The sequence below is a fragment of the Roseivirga sp. genome (genome assembly GCF_034669765.1).
In the GTDB taxonomy this organism is placed as follows: domain Bacteria; phylum Bacteroidota; class Bacteroidia; order Cytophagales; family Cyclobacteriaceae; genus Roseivirga.
The window spans coordinates 101,739-123,577 of the sequence record NZ_JAXMOQ010000001.1 but is presented as its reverse complement, the minus strand read 5'-3'; the positions used below and the strand labels follow the sequence as shown (position 1 = coordinate 123,577).

Here is a 21,839-nt window from a genome sequence, read left to right as displayed (position 1 = left end):
GGAAGACTTATAAATTCAAATTATTTACGTACCTCCTTTTTTAGTGTGAATGGTTTTGGTACACTAATTCCTATGTTTAATAATATATAATTATTACACTTTAAAATATTGATATCTGGAATCATGACTTTCCAAAATGAATCTATAGTGGTGTGTGTCGGTAGGTAAAGAAGAATTGGGAGAGGCATTTTTTATTGTTGAGAAATTCCGAAGGTTCCACCCTTTCATTTTCTTAACGTACTTTTGCACGATGGATGTTTACGGAAAGGCACTCAATGATTTTCATGCTGGAATAGAAGATCAATCACTCATGCTAAATACCTCGTATGGTGGTACTGAAGAAATGCCAGTGTGGTATTTTTTTAGAGGTTATGATGAGATGCCGGAAATGGAGCAAATGGCACTGTCTATTGCCGATGGCGATATTTTGGATGTGGGCGCTGGGGCTGGCTGTCATGCCTTGGTGTTACAACAAATGGGAAAATCGATCACTGCAATTGATACCTCTAGCGATTCCGTTGATTTAATGAAAAAAGATGGTCTGAAAAATGCCATCAAGGCCGACTACTTTAAATTCAATCAAAAGAAATACGATACCATAATTCTATTAATGAACGGCATTGGTATGGTGGGCAAACTCAACAGGTTTAAAACCTTTCTGGATCATGCTAAAACCCTCTTGAAACCCGAAGGACAGTTGATTTTTGACACTTCAGACATAAAGTATTTATATGAAGGCCAAGACTTACCAACGGACAAATATTATGGGGAAGTAAGCTTTCAATACGAATACCAAGGCGAAAAAGGGGAGTGGTTTGATTGGGTATATATTGATGAAGACACCCTTGCTGACATTGCTGAAGAATGTGGTTGGTTTCTGTATTACCTCCATAAAGATAAAAGTGATCAGTATTTGGTGAGAATGATTCCGAAGGAGTACAAGTAAGCCTTTTGTGAGCTTGAATTCTAGTCACAGAATTGCGTATCTTCCAATGATAAAACCCTGATCAAATGAAAAGAATACTTACACTATCACTTTTAGTACTACTCTCATTAGGCCTAAACGCCCAAAAAACAATTATCCATGCAGGAAAATTAATTGATGGTAAATCCGATCAAGTAATGACATCCATGTCGATTGTGATTGAAGGAAATAAGATTGTTTCTGTAGACCGAGGATATACTAAGGGGGGAAATGAGGATCAAGTGATTGATTTAAAGGACAAAACAGTGATGCCTGGGCTCATACATGCACGTTCATATTGAGTCTCAAAGCAGCCCAAGTTCACAGCTCGCTGGGTATATCATGAACGAGGCCGACATTGCCTATGACGCGCAAGTATATGCCAATCGAACTTTAATGGCTGGATTTACTACCGTGAGAGATTTGGGCGGCTCAGGCGTAAATGTGGCCTTGCGAAATGCCATTAATGCAGGAAAAGTAGTTGGCCCAAGGATTTATACAGCAGAAAAAACCATAGCCACCACTGGCGGCCATGGCGACCCAACAAACGGAGCCAGTAATCACCTAATGGGAGACCCAGGACCACTGGACGGAGTAATAAATAGCGAAGAAGAAGCGAGAAAGGCCGTGCGTCAACGTTATAAAAACGGAGCAGATGTAATAAAGATTACAGCGACAGGTGGTGTATTGTCTGTGGCAAAAGATGGCCAAGGCCCTCAGTTTAAAATGGACGAGCTCAAAGGAGTTATCGAAACAGCCAATGAATACGGAATGGTTAGTGCCGCACATGCACATGGTGATGAAGGAATGCGAAGAGCAGTAGAGGCCGGAATTACTTCCATCGAACATGGTACTTTTATGAGTGATCAGACCATGGATTTGATGATCAAAAAGGGAACGTATTATGTGCCTACCATTTCGGCAGGTGAGTTCGTGGTAGAAAAGGCAAAAATACCAGGCTTCTTCCCTGACGTGGTGGTGCCGAAAGCTTTGGAAGTAGGACCACAGATAAGTGCCACCTTTAGTAAAGCATACAAGAGAGGAGTAAAAATTGCCTTCGGAACAGATGCTGGTGTTTTTCCTCATGGCGACAATGGTAAAGAATTCGTCTACATGGTAAAAGCTGGAATGAAACCCATGGAGGCCATCAAAACGGCTACTATGACTGCTTCTCAATTATTAAGAATCGAGAAGCAATATGGTTCAATAGAATCAGGAAAAATGGCAGATATTATTGCTGTTAACGGTGACCCAATACAAGATATTTCTACAATGACGGATGTTAAATTCGTAATGAAAGACGGGAAGGTTTATAAGAAGTAAGTCATTCGTTAGTTAGAATTTTATAGATGCTGGAGAAAATAAAATGGTTTTTCCAGCATTCTTTTTAATAATAAACAACCACTGATTTTACTCGAACCGAAGACTAATTCCTAAATTCGACTATGCAACACATTTTGCAATCCTACCTCAGGCGATTGACAAACCTTTCAGCGAACAACCGCTCGCTGGTGTTGCTCAAACTTTTGTCCAATCAGTTCATCGATCTCCACGATTTCGATCATATGGACTTAAAGCCGTCTTTTCGGATAATAGAAGATATTATTGCACAGAAAGCTTCTATTCCCCTGATTCCAAATTCAGATGCTAGAGATGCACGTTCTAACCAACTGGCTACCCGATTGAGAAAAGTGAAAAGAAGGGAACAATTCCTGTTTGAAGAAACAGGAGGCAAAGATTTGTATGTCGGTTGGCCATTTGTGCATGGCAAGTTCAACGATGGCTCTATTGTTCGGGCTCCTCTTATTTTCTTCCCAGTTAATCTGGAAATGAATGACAATGAATGGAGCTTAAAGCCAAGAACGGATGTGAACGTAACCCTCAACAAGAGCTTTTTGATGGCCTATGCCCATTTCAATAATGTAAGCCTTGATGAAGATTTGTTGGAAAGATCTTTTGATGATTTTGAAAAGGGGAGTACAGTGTTCAGGTCAAGTCTGTATGATTTGCTGGAAGAAAGCAAAATCAGTATCCGATTTGGAAGTGCCATTTATGCAGATAAGCTAAATCGCTTTACTGAATTCTCGAAGGCTGGATTTGAAAAGGAGAATGACATTGGTAAACTCAATCTGGTTTCAGAAGCCGTGTTGGGCATTTTCCCTCAGGCCGATTCTTACTTAATGCCAGATTATGATCATATGCTGGCTAATTTAAAGGTGGATTCGTTGGAAGAATTCTTTGCCCAGAAAAACCTTTCGGAACAAAATGACTTTGGGCCTGATTTCGATCCTTACCGATACTTTTTAGACAAGGTGAAAGAAGAAGAAACTTTCACACCTTTCAGAAAAGATGTTTTTCAGGAGAATGCTATCAAGGCAGTTAAAAAAGGAAATTCGATTGTTGTGCAAGGCCCTCCTGGCACAGGAAAATCCCAGCTGATATGTAACCTCATGGCTGATTATATGGCCCGAGGGAAGAAAGTACTTTTGGTAAGCCAAAAGCGAGCGGCTTTAGATGTGGTGTACGATCGTCTAAAATCTAAAGACATCAGTGATTTTGTAGGCTTGGTACATGATTTTAAGAATGACCGGAAGGAGATTTACTCAAAAATTTCGAACCAAATCTCTAGGTTGAATGAGTACAAAAGGAACAATACCAATCTGGATGCCATTCAGCTCGATCGTGCCTTTAAGCAGGCCAGTCGAACCATTGATGATGTAACCGAAACACTGGAAGATTATAAAAAGGCATTGTTTGATGATACAGAAAGTGGCCTTTCTGTAAAGGAATTATACCTCACATCTGACCCAGAAATGGAGTCGATTTCTTTGGTACAAGAATACAATCAAATTGACTTTAGAGGCAATCAGTTTGAAAAAGAAATGACGCGCTATTTTGAGTATGCTCAGAAATTAAATGTGGAGGGTTATCCTTGGGCAGAAAGGGTGGATTTTTCTTCTTTCAAGATTCAGGACCTCAAGAAAATGCTGGAGTATCTAGATGAGATTCCCGTAGAGACAAGCCGATTGGCGACAGAAGTTTCTTCAATTCTGGATGAAAAGGTAGATTACGATACTTGTCGGAGAATGGGCGAGAACCTAGACAAACTCAAAGGTTTTAATGAGTATTTAAAAAATGAAAAAATTTATGCCCTGCTGAAACCCATGATCGGTGTTCCGAATAGGGATAGTGACCTGCTTTGGTTGGCCAATAGTAGGGTATTGATCAATAAATGTTTTGAAGACGAAGGGGTTGAGAAGAGTTTGGAAACTAAGGAACTAGGAGAAGTTCAGACGCTATTGAAAAAAAGAGCGAACGCTCGAAAATCGTTTGTCAGGTCTATCAAGTGGAGTTTTTCCAAAGAGAAAATCAGGTTGGCTCGAATTCTTGTGGCGAATAGTCTTTCCAACACCAAAGAGGATTTCAAAATTCTAGATCAACGCATTGATAACCGTTTGAATCTGCAGCATCAGATTACAAAAATTAAATCAGTGATTTGGATCAATGAAGTGCCGAGTTCTTTTGAACAGGAAGATTTAAATGTTTGGGTTGATCAGCTTGAAATGGCCCTTAAGGCTAAGTTGATTTTTGCTTCGTTCACTAATTTCAAAGAATATTTCCCTGTCAATAAATTGACGGCCAAAGAAATAAAGTTAAGAATAAGTGCCGTTCGTACAACTTTAAAGGACTTACCCAAGAAGAGGGAAGTGTGGAATAAGTTTATTCTCCCTGTCCAGGTAGACCAATTGCTACTTTCTGAGGATTTTCTTTCACAATTGAAAAGGACACTGAAACGCGATTTCGATTCTATCTGCGAAATGGACCAAATCAAAAGTTCTCTCACAGAAGATAGACTCTCAGGACTCAAAAGGTTAGAAGAATTGGGAGCAAGAACAACCGCAGAATACATTGCCATTTTTGATAATAGCCTACGCTTGGCTTGGATCGATCATATTGAAAGTAAGCACCCAATATTGAGATCTGTATCTACTTTGAAGTTTGAGCAAATGATCAGCGATCTTCAGGATGCTGAGGCGCAAAAACTAGAAACGAGTGCTCAGATTTTACTTCAAAAGGCCAGAGAAAAAACCTACGAACCTGCCGAATACAATCGCCTCAATAATATGACGACCTACCGTGATCTTGAACATCAGGTAAATAAGAAGCGACAAATTTGGCCTTTGAGAAAACTGATAAACCATCTTTCGGAAGATATATTTTCTTTAGTACCATGCTGGATGGCATCACCAGAATCCGTTTCGGCTATTTTTCCGATGGAAAGTTTCTTCGATTTGGTCATTTTTGATGAAGCAAGTCAGTGCTTTTCAGAGAAAGGGCTACCTGCCATTTACAGAGGTAAGCAATTGGTCATCGCTGGTGACAGTCAGCAACTGAGGCCGAATGATTTGTATCGGGTGAAGTGGGAAGAGGAGTCGGAGGAGATGGCGCTGGAAGTAGAATCGCTATTGGAGCTGGCGAGTAAGTTCTTAATGCAAGTTGAGCTTCAAGGCCATTATAGAAGTCAATCTTTGGCCTTAATCGATTTTTCGAACCAACATTTTTATAAAGGGAAACTTCAAATGCTTCCCCATTTCAATCAAATCAATGATTCAAAACCCGCCATTGATTTTATAAAGATTGATGGGATTTGGGAAAAGCAGACCAATATATTAGAAGCGGAAGAAGTAATTCAATTACTTCTTCAACTCAAGAAGAATGAAACGTCAAAATCCGTAGGGGTGGTCACTTTCAATGTAAGCCAACAGCATTTGATTCAAGATAAAATTGACGAGAACGCGCTTGGTGATTGGGAAGGGCTTTTTGTAAAAAACATTGAAAACGTTCAGGGGGACGAACGCGATATTATCATTTTTTCTACGGCCTATGGGCGTGATGCCAAAGGTAAAATCAATCTCCAATTTGGTAGTTTGAACATGGCTGGCGGAGAGAATCGATTAAATGTAGCCATTACAAGAGCCAAGGAAAAGGTAATGATTGTGACCTCTTTGCTGCCTGAAGAAATGAAGGTAGGTCAATTAAAGAATGAAGGACCAAAGTTGCTCAAATCTTATTTGGAATATGCCCGAAAGGTGTCGGAAGGCGAATATGAGCCTACTGTTAGTGTCTCGAAAGTCTTTGGACAAGATTGGTATTTGAAAAATAAGCTGAAGGATTGGGAGAAAGACTTCCCCATAAAATTCACTGAAGAACTTCCTTTTGCAGATCTTTCATTAAAGTGGCGGGGGAAATACAAGGGCGTTTTAATGACAGACGACAATGTGTTTTATGAAAGCTCCACGGTAAAGGACAGTTTCGTTTATAAGCCGTTTCTATTGGAATCAAAAGAATGGAAATACAGGTTTGTTCATAGCCGAAATTTCTGGCAAACCCCTCAAGTTGTAAAGGAAAATATTGGCCGTTTGGTAGAAACGGTTCAGGAAGCTAACTAATTCGAAGTTTCCTCTACCCGAATGCCCACAGACGGAATTTCTTGTAAATCAGCTTCGCGCATATATTGAGCTACTCTGATTTTAAATACTCCCGTTTTTGGGAAAGTATAGGAAGGAAGAATTTCTACCTCGTGTTGAAAAATACTATTGCCTTTGCCTGATGGCTTTCCAGTAATGGGGTCAAACAATTGAATATTGATCAACTCAGACTTGATTTCTGCGCCTTCTTTGTTCAGTAAGTAATAAGTGAGGTATAGGTTTTGAGATTTAAAGTCAATTGTATTGCGAACGTTCAACAGTATTCTTTTGGGTTGGCTGTCTTCAATATTAAACTCGAATTCAGGTATGGTGTCCATGTTCCATACTGCAGCCTCAAAATCATATACATCTTCATAGATTTTGTGAGGATCGCAAGCGGATAGTGTAATCACCAGAGCTAACAGAGAAAGCCATTGTACTCGTTTCATTTCTCTGGCCTATTGTTTTTATTGTTACGATTATTTCGGTTTCTGTTCTTGTTACTTCTATTCCTGTTTTTGGAATTGAGATTACCTTTCTTCCCACTTTGATTTTGTCCCTTGTCTTTTTGCTTGAACTTCTTGTCCATTTTTTCAAGGTCACGGTTGATACCTACATCGCTCAAGTCTTTAATCTCAAGTTCATCTAGGGTAAGGGTTTCTGGAATTACACCCTCTTCATTCATGGCTTTAATTTCAGCTACCCTTGAGGCATCAATAGGGTGCCAAGTGTTTTCGCCATCGTAGCCAAACCACATAATTTTTCTAAAAATATCTGTTTTTTGAAGCTTGGCATCTCCAATTTTGGTTTTCAGTTTAGTTACCTCCGGAATGTCCTCTAGAGCATCCATATAGGTTTCCAGTTCGTAGTTTAGGCAACATTTCAGTCGCCCACACTGGCCTGAAAGTTTACCAGGATTTAGACTTAAGTTTTGATAACGGGCTGCGCTGGTACTGACACTTTTAAACTCATTCAGCCAAGTAGAACAGCAGAGCTCTCTTCCACAAGAACCTATTCCGCCTAAGCGGCCAGCTTCTTGTCGAAGGCTAATTTGTTTCATTTCTACCCTGATTTTGAACTCGCTCGCCAACACTTTGATGAGTTCTCTGAAGTCAACACGGTCTTCTGCAGAGTAGTAAAAAGTGGCTTTTGTATTGTCCGATTGATACTCAACATCAGTGAGTTTCATATTCAATTGTTGATCTTGAATAATTTGGCGCGTACGAAACATGGTAGGCATGTCGCGCTTTCTTACGCTGTCATATTTTTCTAGGTCTTTAATGGTTGCTTGACGGTATACTTTTCTGATTTCATCGTTATTGGCTACCTTTTTCTTTTGCATTTGGAGCCTAACCAGTTCGCCCTGCATAGAAACATAACCCAAATGATGACCACTTGGTACGTCTACAATGACGGCATCGCCAGTAACAAAATCTATGTTATCTGTATTACGGAAGAATTCTTTTCTGCCGTTTTTGAATCTAACCTCTACAATATCGAAAGTGTCCACAGCGGGCATGTCCATATTGGACAGCCAGTCGAAGACATTCATTTTGTTACAACCTCCGGTTGAACAGCCTCCGTTATTGTTGCAGCCAGAGACTTCCCCTTCGGTACTTACTCCACAACTACAGCTCATATTTTATTTTTAAGACCCGAAGGCCATTAAATCGTTATTTTAACAATCTCAAAATATCTTGGCCAATATCTGTTCTATGATATTCGTCCTGCCAAGAAATTTTCTTCACCCCATTATACGCATTTTCAAGTGCTTTTTCTACTGATTCCCCCATGCCTGTAACGGCCAATACTCTACCGCCATTGGTTACCGTTTGACCAGAAGAATTCAATTGAGTACCTGCATGAAATACCGAGGCCTCATTTACGTTCTCAATTCCAGTAATTTCTTTGCCTTTTTCATAAGCTTCAGGGTAACCGCCAGCCACCATCACCACGGTAGTGGCCGTTTGCGGACTAACACTAAAGGTTTTTTTATTGAGGGTTCCATTGGCCGAACCTTCCAAAATTTCTAGTAAATCAGAGTCAATTCTAGACAAAACTGATTGTGTTTCAGGGTCGCCCATTCGGACATTATACTCAATTACGAAAGGTTCGCCTTCCATATTCATAAGGCCAATGAAAAGGAATCCTTTATAGTCGATACCTTCTTTTTTCAAACCATCGATTGAAGGCTTGATTACTTTTTCTTCTACCTTGGCTAAAAACGCTGGTGTAGCAAAAGGCACTGGTGAAATGGCGCCCATACCTCCAGTATTTAAGCCTGTGTCTTGCTCTCCAATACGTTTATAATCCTTGGCTTCAGGTAGAATTTTGTAGTTAGAACCATCGCTCAATACAAAAACAGAAAGCTCAATTCCTTTTAAGAATTGTTCTACCACCACACGGCTTGAGGCTTCCCCGAATTTGGCGTCTACCAGCATTTCCTTTAGTGTTTCGCGGGCCTGTTCTGCGGTTTCGGAAATAATTACTCCCTTACCAGCGGCCAAACCATCGGCCTTTAAAACGATAGGTGTTGGATGGCTTGAAACATAATTGAGCCCTTCTTCTAGGGTGTCAATGGTAAAGGTCTTGGATTTTGCCGTTGGAATTCCATGACGGTTCATGAAGTCTTTCGAAAAATCTTTACTGCCTTCCAATTGAGCACCCGCTGCCCCTGGGCCAACCAATAGCACATTCTTTAGTTGACTATCCTTTTCAAAGTAGTCACGAATGCCATTTACCAAAGGGTCTTCTGGTCCAACGACTACTAAGTTGATCTGGTTGGTAATTACAAATTCACCAATGGTTTTAAAGTCGGTTACTTTAATATTTACGTTTTCGGCAATGTTTGCTGTGCCCGCATTTCCAGGAGCTACAAACAGTTTATTACATCGTGGGCTTTGCGAAATTTTCCAAGCAAAAGCATGTTCGCGTCCGCCACTGCCCAACACAAGAATATTCATGAATATTTGAAATTTTTGAAGCGCTAAAGGTAATTAATTTGCGTATTCTGAATGGAATTTTATTCTGACCAATCGGAGATCTTCTTCCGAAACATCCTCATCCGCGAACTCTTCCAAGGCCAATTGAATGTCATCACTTTCGGCATTTAAGAAGTAATCAAGAATGTCTTCCTCACGGTCTTCATCCATAATTTCCTCTAAATAGTAGTCGAGATTGAGTTTGGTACCTGCAAAACAGATGATTTCCATTTCGTCCAATAAAGTATCCATCGTCCAACTTTTCATTTCCGCTACTTCTTCCAAGTCAATTTTTCTATCGATTTGTTGAATGATGTAGATTTTGTTTTTGGATTTTGACCCAGAGGATTTTATCACTACCACATCTTCGATATCAATGTCGTTGTCTTCAACATATTTACTGATGACTTTAAGGAACGGTGCTCCAAACTTTTGAACCTTGCCCATTCCAATGCCATTTACATTGCTCAGGGCTTCTTCTGTAGTTGGGTAAGTAGTGGCCATTTCTTGAAGTGATGGTTCCTGAACAATCGCATAAGGAGGTAAATCGTGTTCTTTGGCGACTTTTCTTTGTTCTGCTTTCAGTAAATCGAATAAGGTTTTATCGAAAGACTGTCCTGTTGTTGACTGATGTGTTACTTCATTACCATCATCTTCTCCTAAATCAATATCACTAAAGTCATGATCTTTAGTAAGCTTAAAGGAGTAAGGTTTTTTCAGAAAGTCTTTACCCTTTTGAGAAAGCTTTAAAACGCCAACATTTTCAATGTCTTTGGTTAGAAACTCATAAAGTAAAGTTTGACGAACTACAGATTTCCAAAAGCTTTCTTCTTCCGTTTTACCAGCTCCAAAAACAGGAAGTTTATTGTGCTTATAGCTTTTGATGTATTGGTTTTGAGATCCGCGAATGACATTCACAATATGCCCTAAGCCAAACCTTTCATCGGTTTCTGTTACGGCTTGAATGGTTGTTTTGATATAGTCTTGTGCTTCGTACTCCTCTCGTTCGTATTTACAATTGTCGCACATGCCGCTTTCACGACATTCAGTGTCATCATATTCTTCTCCAAAATAGTGTAGTAGCTGTTTTCTTCTACACACTGTGGACTCGGCATAAAAGCTCATTTCGTCCAACAGAATTTTCGAGTTCTCTTTTTCGGTAACGGGCTTGTCTTTGTTGAATTTCTCCAGCTTCATAATATCTGAATAGCTGTAGAACATAATGCACTGTCCTTTTTGTCCATCTCGGCCAGCACGTCCCGTTTCTTGATAATAGCCTTCCAGTGATTTCGGCACATCGTAGTGAATAACAAATCTCACGTCTGGTTTGTCAATCCCCATTCCGAAGGCAATGGTGGCCACAATTATATCTACTTCTTCGTTCAGAAAATCGTCTTGATTTTTGATTCTAACATCTGGATCGAAGCCTGCGTGATAGGGCTTGGCGTTAAACCCATTTACTTGAAGGAAATTGGCAATTTCTTCTACCTTTTTACGACTTAAGCAATAGATAATTCCTGACTTACCTTTGTTTTCCCTCATGAACTTGATCAATTGTTTTTTGATCGATTTCTTGGGTCTAACTTCGTAATAAAGGTTTTCACGGTTAAAGGACGACTTGAAAAGGTCGGCTTCTTCCATTTGCAAATTCCGCTGAATGTCTAACTGTACCTTTGGAGTAGCCGTAGCCGTCAGTGCAATAATGGGTAAGTTCCCTAACTGGTCGATTATACTTTTAATCCTTCTGTACTCTGGCCTGAAGTCATGCCCCCATTCAGAAATGCAATGAGCCTCGTCAATAGCTGCAAAAGAAATATTTGCCTGCTTAAGAAACTCTACGTTTTCTTCTTTGGTGAGCGACTCTGGTGCAACATATAGTAGTTTCACTTCTCCAGCGAGAACTGCTTTTTTAAGTTTGTTGATTTGACTCTTGGTTAAAGTCGAATTCAAAAAACGGGCGTTAATACCTACAGCATTCATCTGATCTACCTGATTTTTCATCAGGGCAATCAAAGGCGATATTACGATGGCCGTTCCTGGCCTAACAATCGCTGGCAACTGATAACACATTGATTTACCTGCCCCAGTGGGCATAATCACGAAGGTATTTTTACCTGCGAGAATATTTTTTATGACTGGTTCTTGGTTGCCTCTAAAGGTATCGTAACCGAATACTTCCTTTAATTTTTTTCTTAATTCCTCCACACTTCCTATAAATATATCCAGTTTTCAAAAACGTTTGAGCGAATCCTTATCTTTGTCGCGTATGCTTCAAACGCCATTAAGTTGAAATTAGCAAAAAATATTCAAACCACAGCCAAAAATACACTTCTCAAAGAAGCGGATGCAATTCGACAGATTTCTGAATTCATAGACGGGAGCTTCGAAGCGATTGTTTTATTAATCTTAGAATTGAAAGGAAGGGTAGTTATCACAGGGGTAGGAAAAAGTGCAATTGTGGCAAATAAGATTGTAGCGACCCTAAACTCAACGGGAACTCCTTCACTTTTTATGCATGCCGCAGATGCCATTCATGGTGATTTGGGAATGGTGCAGCCAAATGACGTAGTTATTTGTATTTCGAAAAGTGGAAATACCCCTGAAATTAAAGTGTTGGTTCCGCTAATTAAAAGGACAGGAGCCAAACTTATCGCTTTGGTGAGTAACCTAGATTCGGACTTGGCTAAGCAAGCGGATCACGTATTAAATGCAACCATTGACAAAGAAGCAGATCCAAATAATTTAGCCCCTACTACAAGCACTACTGTTCACATGGCATTGGGTGATGCTTTGGCTGTTTGCCTCCTAGAGTGCCGAGGGTTTACCAGCGAGGATTTCGCCAAGTATCATCCAGGAGGTTCATTGGGCAAGCAGCTATACTTGAAAGTAGAAGACATTTATCCTAAGAACGGTTTGCCAATTGTTAAGCAAACAGATTTAGTAAAAGAGAGTATTCTTGAAATTTCGAAAAACCGTTTAGGCGCTACAGCCGTTGTCAATGATACTGGGAAGTTAACAGGGATTTTTACTGACGGGGATATTAGGCGAATGATCGAAAAAGACATGAGCTTTGAGCAAAGGACCGTGGCAGAGGTAATGACTAAGCACCCTAAGACAATACTAAAGGGAGAGTTTGCATTGCGAGCTATGAACCAAATGAGAGAGTATTCAATCAATCATTTGGTGGTTTTAGATAGCGATGAAAATATAGTTGGCTTTATTCATATCCAGGATTTGATTAACGAAGGAATAGTATAGCATGAAACATCATTATGTAGTGATTATGGCTGGCGGCATTGGAAGTCGTTTTTGGCCTTATAGTCGTGCGGAAAAGCCAAAACAATTTTTAGATGTTTTGGGTACTGGGCGTACTTTGCTCCAAATGACATACGATCGTTTTTTGACCATCTGCCCAGAAGAGAATTTCTACATAGTTACGAATAACCGATACCACGATTTAGTCAAAGAGCAGCTTCCTATGCTTTCTGAGGATCAAATCCTTCTAGAGCCAATAGGAAGAAATACTGCTGCTGCTGTAGCTTATCCAGCGTTTAAAATCAAGAAGAAAGACCCTAAGGCAGTCATGGTGGTTGCTCCATCTGACCATGTTGTTTTTAAAGAAAGCTTGTTTACTCAAAACTTGAACACTGCTATAAAAGCAGCAGAAGGCTCAGATAAGTTGATTACGCTAGGGATTGTCCCAACAAGACCAGAGACGGGTTACGGCTATATTCAGTACCATTCTAGCCCTTTGAAAAAGGTAAAAAGAGTAAAAACATTTACTGAAAAACCAGAGCTTGAGTTGGCTCAAAAGTTTGTTGAAAGCGGAGATTTTGTCTGGAATGCGGGGATCTTTATTTGGTCTGTAGAAACCATTATTGCGGCCTTGCATGAGCACCTTACTGATTTAGCAGTGATTTTTGAAGAGGGTAATGATGCCTATTATACCCAAGATGAGCAAAAGTTTATCAATGGCGCTTATGCTCAGTGCAAGAGCATTTCAATTGACTATGGCATTATGGAAAAAGCGAGTAATGTCTTTATGGTGAAAGGTACTTTCGATTGGTCAGACTTAGGGAGTTGGGATTCCTTACATGAGATTAAGGCCAAGGATGATCAAGGAAATGTAGTGGATGGAAAGGCGCTATTGTATAACACTAAGAACTGTTATGTAAAAGGCCCGAGCAATACATTAATTGTGGCTCAAGATCTAGACGGATATCTAATTACTCAAAGCGACAATGTGGTTCTGATCTGTAAGAAAGATGCCGAGAAAAAATTCCGAGAGTTTTTACACGATGCCAAAGCTAAAGGAGAAGAGTTTAGCTAGATTTAAGCACTAAGACCAAACAAAAAGTGGCTACTCTAAATCAGGGTAGCCACTTTTTGCTTTATAGTTGATTTTTTTAGCTGCGCTGTCTCACTACTTCGTATAACACCACTGACGTAGCTACCGAAACATTCAATGATTCTATATTTCCCTTAATAGGAAGTTTACAAAGTTGATCTGCAAGCTTTAGGTACTCAGGCGAAATACCATCTTCTTCCGAACCCATTAGTAAAGCAATAGGCACTGTAAGGTCGTGTTGATAAACCAAATCAGTAGCTTTTTCAGTACAAGCCAGGATAGTAATGCCGTTATCTCGAATTTCTCTCAGGGTGGTTTTTAAATTATCTGCACGGCAAACAGGGATGAAATTTAAAGCGCCTGCAGAAGTTTTCATTGCATCGCTACCTATTTGTGCACTTCCCCTAGATGGAATCACGATACCATGAGCACCAACACATTCGGCAGTTCTGGCAATGGCACCAAAATTTCTCACATCAGTAATACGATCTAACACAATCAATAGTGGCACCTCGCCTTTGCTGTAGGCTTCGGAAATAATGTTGTCTAAAGAAGCATATTCTACAGATGAAATAAAGGCAATTACCCCTTGATGATTCTTTCGCGTAATGCGGTTGAGTTTTTCAATAGGTACTTTTTGCACTGGAATATTAAAGTCGCGCGCTGCGATCAATAGTTCAGTAGTAAGCTCGTTTTTAACGTCCTTTTGTAAAAGCAGCTTATCTATTTCTTTCCCAGCATTTATGGCTTCAATTATTGCTCGACTTCCATAAATGAAGTCCTCTTTCGGTTGGCTTATCATCATTCAATTACTTTTCCACTACGCCAACTGGTCACAGCGTCCATCCACGATTCTTTGTACTTACTTTCTCTTATTAAACTATATTTCAAAAGATTATTTTCTTCTGAAATAATTTCAAAGTTAAAGCGTATTCTCCCTCCATTTGGAGCAGCGAATACCCATAACTCTTGTTCTTCATTACGGAATACCTGTAAGGGATTTCCATAAATCTGATATACCATTCCTCGGTCGGTTTTCCAGCCGTCTTTATTAGAGGTAAAAAGATGTGCCGATTTCCTGACTCTCCCATAATAATATTTCACAAAATCTTGAGCTACTCTTCCTCCATTTGAAATACGGCTGGTTATAAAGTCTTCGAAGCCCATGCGTGAATCAGAAGCTGTTTTCATGGTTCTAAACTCATCGTTTGTACAAATGAAAATCAGCGGTTCAATCATTTTTTCAAACTGCCCAAAATAGGGGTAAAGGGGATCTGTCACTAGAACTCCAAGGCCATTTGATGGTTCTGTAGCATTATTAATAACATAATACCCAGGTGTTGAAAATTTTATAATCTCGTTTTCTACTGGGCTATAGAGCGTATCAATTTCGATTTTAGCGGGCGCTTTTATTTTCGAATCGTCAAAAGTAGGAATGGCTACTGATTGGTTGTTAAGAACCCCTTGAATTTGATATTTACCATTGTTTCCAAAAACATTTACTAATCTAACAGATTGATCTAGGTTAATAAAGCGAGAGAAATAAGGTACATTTCTTTGCGCCTCAAAAATAAGGAAAGGCTGGTTTTTGGTTGTTTTGTTCTTTTCAATTGGAATGTCAATTAAGAACTTTCTATTCCGTAACACATTGTTGACCTCAATCACAATGAGACTTTGGTCGACAGTTTTTTCAAATTCAAATAAGTAAATGAACTCACGAAAGCCAGTTGCAATCAATGCGGCAGAGTCTAGTCTTATAGAAGCATTTACGTGCTTTTCATCAATGTAGCTGTTGCGAATATCATACTGAATTTCGTAATCGCTGATTTTAACCACGCCACTGTTCAGTATAAAACGAAGATATACCTTTACACGGTTGCCATCTTGGGCAAGCCTGTGGTCAATCAGAAATTCATGGTCTTGGTTGTAAAGAAAACTAACATCCGCAGAGCTCATTCTGCTTTGTGAAAACAGCCATTGAGTGCAAATGGTAAGAATTAATGTGAGTACTAGCCTTTTCATGCGAAGCAAAACTGACAACAAATGTAATCAAATTGTAGGGAATGCTGTCCTGATTAGCTCATTGTAAGCTAAATGGTTTATTTTTGGGCAAAAGTTAAGAATGGCTACCTACACTACAGAAATCGCTTCGGACAAAATTGCCTCTGATAACCCAATACATCAAAGATTATTGAGGGCTTATTATTTGGCTATACCTTATGTAAAGGGGGATTTATTAGAGCTGGGCTGTGGCGAGGGACGTGGTGTAGAACTACTAGCGCCTTTGGCAGATAGCTATGTGGCCTTAGATAAAATTCAATCTGTAATTGATGAGCTGAAAAGTAAATATTCTGATCTGGATTTTCGTCAGGCAGTTTTTCCGCCATTCTCTGATTTAACCGATAACAGTTTCGATTCTATCGTTTCTTTTCAAGTGATTGAACATGTAAAGCAGGATAAGGAGTTTTTGAAAGAAATTTATCGTGTTCTAAAGCCAGGGGGCAAAGCCATTTTGACCACTCCGAATATTAAAAAAACACTGACCAGAAACCCATGGCACGTTAGAGAATATACTGCTCAGCAGCTGACAGATTTGGCTTCAGAAATTTTTACTAAAGTGGAAATGAAGGGGGTAACGGGCAATGAAAAAGTAATGGCTTATTACGAAGAGAATAAGCGATCGGTGCAGCGAATTACTCGTTTCGATATTTTCAATTTGCAATACAATTTACCTGCGCCTTTGCTCCGAATTCCCTACGACATTCTAAACAGGCTCAACCGTAATAAGCTGAATGACGGCAACACAAAGCTTGTAAATGAAATCAGTCAGGAAGATTACCTCCTGACTGATGATGCAGATGCTGCATTAGATTTATTTTTGATTTTAGAGAAATAACCGATTCCTCGGTCATCTCAATACTCTCCATTTAGAAATTACTTCGGTCAATGGACAGCATGGTATTCTGTCCATCGAGCATCTCTCTAAGTCTTGCTGCTTGCTCAGGATGACCATATTGACTAAAGATTGATTGCAAGTACTGAAGTCCATTTAAGTACTTTCTGAACTCGTAATCGTATCGCATTTTCTTCTGCTGATATGTAGCCATGTCGTTGAACATTTCTGCAATCTCCATACCCATAGCAAGTGCTTTTTCTTCTTCGCCAATATTCAAATAAGCTTGAACAAAACTCACAGAAGCGATATCATATGGAAGCGATTCTTTTGGCATCACCTCCATACCATAGTCCAAAACAGTTTTGGCCCTGACGGTATCTCCTTCAGTAATTAATGCATCTGCCAAGGTGGTAAACATAGACCTGTGATTTTGAGCAAAACCTCTATAATCTCCATTTAGGTTGGCTTTTGGATTGTCTAATCCCCTGAACTGGAACTTGTTCATCACATTGTCATACATCAAATCTGTATTCACTATTTCTCTCATGCTTCCAGGTTTTTGAACTGGAAGAAGTCGATAGGCCATTCCTTCTTGCACCAAAAAGTCATCCAAATCAAAAGGTATCGAACTCACTGATGTATAATTGAAATAGATTGGTCTTTTCCAGTTGTTGGTGGCAATCAAATCAAGCATCATCAAATGCGCTTTCTCTAAGAAGTTCTCTCCCTGCTTAAAGGTGAAAGTAATACGATTGGTCTCATATTTCTTAAGGCTATTCGGGATAACTCCAAGATTCGATACTTGTGCTGAATCAATATTCAGGAATAATGAACGGGCTGGTACAGTATTGATTATGGTGCCTGAACCAAGCTGTCTCTGGATAGCCGGACTCTTGCGTTGTACCAAAGAAATATAATCTTTAAGACCAATGGCTTTGCCTTTATACTGAGGGCGTTCATCTACATATAAATAGTCATTTGTGCCTTGTCTGTAATTCTCAATCCCCAGAGTGTAAGGGAAGGCATCAGATTCATTCATCTTCACCTTGGTTTGATCTACATACCAATCTGTATTATAATAGCTGAGAACAATTACTCGCACATCGGTTCTAAAGCCTTCTACTTCCTGTACATACCAAAGCGGGAAAGTGTCATTGTCACCCCCAGTAAATAGTATAGCATTTGGAGCACATGAAGCCAAGAAGTTTCTTGCAGAATCTACAGAGAAGAATCTGCCTGTTCTATCATGATCGTCCCAGTTTTCAGAGGCCAATATGATTGGCGAAACTAGGCAAAGCGCCAGAGCACCGTAAGCCAATGCCTTACCACGCTTCATCGCTGCACTGCCAATGGCCAATACAGCAAAACCGATCCAAATGGCAAATGCATAGTATGATCCAGTATAGATATAGTCTCGCTCCCTTGGTTCTATTGGTGGCGAATTCAGGTAGATGACCAACGCCAAGCCTGTTAGAATAAAGAAGAGGAGTGTGGCTGAAAAACGTTTTGGGTCTCGATTAAACTGGAAGAAGAACCCGATTAAGCCAAGAATCAATGGAATCATATAATACTGATTCCGTGATTTATTATTTTTAATAAAGTCGGGAACATCCTTATTGCCATCTAGGGCTGTTAAGTAGTCTGCATCTTGAATATCACTTTCTCTACCTGAAAAATTGAACATAAAATAGCGGACATACATATGGCCAATCTGATGGGAGAACAAGAAAGCCATGTTGTCTAAAAATGTCGGTTTTTCTCCTTCTCTTAGGCCTGTAATAGCCATGTATTTTTGAATATGGGCAGGAGAAGAACTGTACATCCTTGGTAGAAATGTAGACCAAGCATCGTCATAGGTGGTTTCTACTTTATAATCAGAGATTTTATATCCGTCTTCGTCTTTATAATATATTGGAGCCCCCTGTTTCTGCTCTGGCTGTGGGGCATTATAATACTGACCGTATAGAAGTGGTCTGCTACCATATTGCTCTCTTTTTAGGTAAGAGATGAATGTCATTACATTCTCTGGGTTGTTTTGATCAATGGCAGGGTTTTCCTTAGAGCGAATTAGAATTACAGCATAACAAGAATATCCGATCAACACGAAAGTGATTCCTAGCATCAAAGTGTTTAGGGTAACAAATTCTTTTCTTCGCGTCCATTTTAACCCAAATACAATTGCCGCGATCAGCAAGGCAATCATAAATAAGGCGCCTGAACCAAAAGGTAAACCAAGGGTGTTTACAAAGGTTATCTCAAATTTTCCAGCCAAGGTGGGTAAGCCAGGAATGATAAAGGAATTAATCAACATCACTAAAAAGAGTGATATACCCATGGCGGCAAAAGCGCCTTTCCAATTTGGGTTCTCGTATTTCTTGAAATAGTAGATTAAGCCCAGTGCAGGCAAAGTAACCAAACCTAAAAGGTGGGCTCCTGTAGAAAGACCGAGCATGTAAAAGATCAATATGATCCATTTGTTTCTCCCGCTTTCATCTTCCACAATTTCCCATTTGAGCATGGCCCAAAACACAAAAGCGGTAAAGAATGAAGACATTCCGTATACTTCGCCTTCAACAGCAGAGAACCAGAAAGAGTCTGTAAAGGCAAAACTCATTGCCCCCACCACACCCGCTCCAGCAAGTAGTATTTTTTGAATATTGGTTTCGTTACCAAGTTCAGCATTGATTAATTTTCTACCCAACATTACGATGGTCCAATACAGAAAAAGTACGGCAAAAGCACTCGATACCGCACTCACCATATTGATCCAATAGGCCACCTGAGTCACATCACCAAAGGCAAAAAGTGAGAACATACGCCCAATAAGCATATAAAGAGGTGCGCCTGGAGGGTGAGATACTTCAAGTTTATAGGCAATGGCGATAAACTCTCCTGAATCCCAAAAACTAGCGGTTTCTTCGAGGGTCAAGATGTAGACAATCAGCGAAGCTATAAAAACCGCCCATCCGGTGAGATTATTGAATTTCTTAAAGTCTGTCATTTCAGTATTTTTAATGGTAGGTTCATTCCTTAAAAAACAGTAACGAACGGGATACCATGAGCAATTGTAAACCTATTTGCAGGGCGTGAAATTAGTAAAATTTAGATTGAACAAGGGTTAAATTTTATTAATACGGTGAAAGGCGAGTTGCAGTGTTAAATTCTGACAGAAAATCGAAGGAGTTTCTATGACCTTTACTTGTAGACACCTAAGTAAAACCAAAGCCAAAGTAAGAATAGAGGTACATAAGAAGTAAAGACAATGGCATTTGCGATGGATTTCTTTTTTCGTGCAGCAAAGTTCACTCCATAAGTAAGCAATATCCAATAGCCAATCTCAAAAACATTAAGAGAAGAATTTACATACCAATATTTTTCCGCGACTTGTTCATGGTTGAAGAAGTTCATATACGAAAGAGGCTCAAAGGCAAGGAAATCTTGGTAGGTTGGGTCGACATCAATAAAAAAGAACCAGAGAATCGTAAGAATTTCAGGAATAAAAAAGATCATTTCAGCAAACATGGCAATCTGCCAACATTGTTTATAAGTTACCCTGTAGCCCCAAAGAAAACAGCCTGTCCATAAAATGAAACCAGTGACGGTAAACTTCAAGGCAAACATTATTGGTATCCCAAGGTATTTTAGTCCGGAAATTGCCTTTAAAATCATTAGGTCAACCCCGTCCATGAATTTAAATGCGGTAATCTCATATAAAATAAAAGTTTGCTGAATGTATAGAAGCAGAGTAGAGATGATACACATAAGTATAAACACCACCGTTTTATTGATGGAAGTGTACTCCTTCATTTTAGCTTCTAACGGGGTGTATTCTCTTGGCATAGCAAAACAATTTCGACAAATCTACGATTAATGGCTAAATGCAATAATAAAATTAGTTAAGCGTATTGTGAATCGGCTGTGTGGCAGTACTTTTGCACCTCTGTTGCACATAAATCAATTGAAGGGTTTGAAGAAGGTAATTATTGGGGTATTTGTGCTGTTTTTATTCGTGCCTAATGTGGTGAACGCACAGGTACAGAAGGACAAGGTTTTGGGCGATACTGCCAAGTATCTTTTGCTCAACATGAATCTTCAAAAAGAGATTTCAGATGCAGTTGACTACATGTACAACTTCGATTTTCGTAAAGCAGAAGTTGAATTCAATTGGATAAAGTACAACTTTCCGGAACACCCCCTTGGTTACTTTTTATATGGTATCAGTACTTGGTGGCAAATGATGCCCAATTTGGAAAAAGAATCTCCGTTAGGGGAGGAGTTTTTAGCCTACATGGATACCGCCATTACAAAGGCAGAGGCCATGATAGACATTGATAAGGATAATATTGAGGCTAATTTCTTCTTGGCGGGCTCTTATGGCTTTCAAGGCCGATATCATTCTGAAAAAAAGAATTGGGGGCGAGCAACCAACACAGGAAGGTTGGCGCTGAAGTATTTGGAAAGAACACACGGCAACGAAAGCTTTAGCCCAGAAATCCTCTTTGGCGATGCCCTTTTTAATTATTACTCGATTTGGATTAGGGAAGAATACCCTCTTCTGAGGCCTGTTTTGTTTTTCTTCCCTAAAGGAGATAAAAAACTTGGGGTGGAGCAAATGCAGACAGTGGCTACCAATGCATTTTATACCAGAGTAGAAGCTATTTACTTTTTAATGAAAATTAAAGCATTTGAGCTTAACGAAACTTCTGATGCCTTGAGGTGGGCAGAATACATGAATGAACAATACCCAAATAACCCATATTTTCATCGCTTTTATGCTCAAATGTTATACACTACTGGGCAATTTCAAGGTGCTGAGAAAGTCTCGCTGGAAATTATGAACAGAATCAAGGCTGGGGCTGTTGGTTATGAGGAAATGAGCGGAAGGTATGCCAGTTTTTTCTTAGCTGATATTAATAGGAAAAGGAACGAATGGAATAAAGCAGAAGATTATTATCTCCAGACCATTGCCTATTCAAACTCATTAGAACTTGAAGAATCTGGATATTACATCTATTCGTTACTTCACCTCTCAGAATATTACGTTCAAGAACAGCGCTACGATGAGGCTTCACCGATGCTCGATAAGATAAGAGACAACACCAAGCGTAGGGAAGACACAAATAAAAAGGCTAGAGAATTAGAAAAAGAAATTAAGAAGAATAAACGTTGAAAGTACTCCGTT

General features: G+C 39.6%; 14 protein-coding genes and 1 pseudogene. 7 read left to right on the top strand and 8 right to left on the bottom strand.

Annotated features, from left to right (window positions below; genetic code table 11):
- The first annotated feature begins 154 nt into the window (after positions 1-154).
- The 3 genes and pseudogenes from VOI17_RS00615 to VOI17_RS00605 all read left to right on the top strand — a co-directional run bounded on the left by VOI17_RS00615 (position 155) and on the right by VOI17_RS00605 (position 6,414).
- Positions 155-946: a class I SAM-dependent methyltransferase gene (locus tag VOI17_RS00615; protein WP_323755296.1), complete on the top strand. Its 792-nt coding sequence runs from the start codon at positions 155-157 to the stop codon at positions 944-946.
- Positions 947-1,011: 65 nt separating this feature from the next.
- Positions 1,012-2,287: pseudogene (locus VOI17_RS00610) on the top strand (amidohydrolase family protein).
- Between the two features lie 122 nt (positions 2,288-2,409).
- Entirely contained in the window at positions 2,410-6,414 is a 4,005-nt protein-coding gene (locus VOI17_RS00605; RefSeq protein WP_323755295.1) for an AAA domain-containing protein, read from the top strand.
- Here the strand turns inward: VOI17_RS00605 and VOI17_RS00600 are convergent.
- From VOI17_RS00600 to recQ, 4 genes are read right to left on the bottom strand one after another with little or no spacing between them, the layout of a single operon-like run.
- Positions 6,411-6,881, bottom strand: coding sequence for a gliding motility lipoprotein GldH (locus VOI17_RS00600; RefSeq protein WP_323755294.1), 471 nt, complete (start codon positions 6,879-6,881; stop codon positions 6,411-6,413). The two genes, VOI17_RS00605 and VOI17_RS00600, sit on opposite strands and share 4 nt — an antisense overlap.
- On the bottom strand, positions 6,878-8,071 hold the full coding sequence (locus VOI17_RS00595; protein ID WP_323755293.1) for a regulatory iron-sulfur-containing complex subunit RicT: 1,194 nt from the start codon (positions 8,069-8,071) through the stop codon (positions 6,878-6,880). The genes VOI17_RS00600 and VOI17_RS00595 overlap by 4 nt, the downstream gene beginning before the upstream one ends.
- Positions 8,072-8,105: 34 nt before the next feature.
- On the bottom strand, positions 8,106-9,395 hold the full coding sequence (gene purD, locus VOI17_RS00590; RefSeq protein WP_323755292.1) for a phosphoribosylamine--glycine ligase: 1,290 nt from the start codon (positions 9,393-9,395) through the stop codon (positions 8,106-8,108).
- Positions 9,396-9,428: 33 nt separating this feature from the next.
- Positions 9,429-11,618: a DNA helicase RecQ gene (gene recQ, locus VOI17_RS00585; protein WP_323755291.1), complete on the bottom strand. Its 2,190-nt coding sequence runs from the start codon at positions 11,616-11,618 to the stop codon at positions 9,429-9,431.
- A gap of 81 nt (positions 11,619-11,699) precedes the next feature.
- Between recQ and VOI17_RS00580 the strand changes: the two genes are divergently transcribed.
- Together VOI17_RS00580 and VOI17_RS00575 are read left to right on the top strand one after the other, a co-directional pair.
- Positions 11,700-12,671, top strand: coding sequence for a KpsF/GutQ family sugar-phosphate isomerase (locus tag VOI17_RS00580; RefSeq protein ID WP_323755290.1), 972 nt, complete (start codon positions 11,700-11,702; stop codon positions 12,669-12,671).
- Position 12,672: 1 nt separating this feature from the next.
- Positions 12,673-13,743, top strand: a complete 1,071-nt coding sequence (locus VOI17_RS00575; RefSeq protein ID WP_323755289.1) for a mannose-1-phosphate guanylyltransferase — start codon at positions 12,673-12,675, stop codon at positions 13,741-13,743.
- Positions 13,744-13,819: 76 nt separating this feature from the next.
- Here the strand turns inward: VOI17_RS00575 and rlmB are convergent, their stop codons facing one another.
- A complete protein-coding gene (rlmB, locus tag VOI17_RS00570) occupies positions 13,820-14,566 on the bottom strand; it encodes a 23S rRNA (guanosine(2251)-2'-O)-methyltransferase RlmB (RefSeq protein ID WP_416376038.1) in 747 nt (248 codons plus the stop codon).
- Positions 14,563-15,783: a GWxTD domain-containing protein gene (locus tag VOI17_RS00565; RefSeq protein WP_323755288.1), complete on the bottom strand. Its 1,221-nt coding sequence runs from the start codon at positions 15,781-15,783 to the stop codon at positions 14,563-14,565. The genes rlmB and VOI17_RS00565 overlap by 4 nt, the downstream gene beginning before the upstream one ends.
- A 100-nt stretch (positions 15,784-15,883) precedes the next feature.
- Here VOI17_RS00565 and VOI17_RS00560 point away from each other — a divergent pair, with 100 nt between their 5' ends.
- Positions 15,884-16,657 (top strand): class I SAM-dependent methyltransferase, encoded by a 774-nt coding sequence (locus tag VOI17_RS00560; protein ID WP_323755287.1) that lies wholly within the window; start codon positions 15,884-15,886, stop codon positions 16,655-16,657.
- A 31-nt stretch (positions 16,658-16,688) separates the two neighbouring features.
- Here the strand turns inward: VOI17_RS00560 and VOI17_RS00555 are convergent, their stop codons facing one another.
- A complete protein-coding gene (locus VOI17_RS00555; RefSeq protein ID WP_323755286.1) occupies positions 16,689-19,658 on the bottom strand; it encodes a DUF2723 domain-containing protein in 2,970 nt (989 codons plus the stop codon).
- Positions 19,659-19,852: 194 nt separating this feature from the next.
- Entirely contained in the window at positions 19,853-20,497 is a 645-nt protein-coding gene (locus tag VOI17_RS00550) for a hypothetical protein (protein ID WP_323755285.1), read from the bottom strand.
- A 127-nt stretch (positions 20,498-20,624) separates the two neighbouring features.
- On the opposite strand from VOI17_RS00550, the gene VOI17_RS00545 reads away from it, so the two are divergent.
- The gene (locus VOI17_RS00545; protein WP_323755284.1) at positions 20,625-21,827 is read left to right on the top strand and encodes a tol-pal system protein YbgF; all 1,203 of its coding nucleotides are present in this window, start codon (positions 20,625-20,627) and stop codon (positions 21,825-21,827) included.
- The last annotated feature ends 12 nt before the right edge of the window (positions 21,828-21,839 follow it).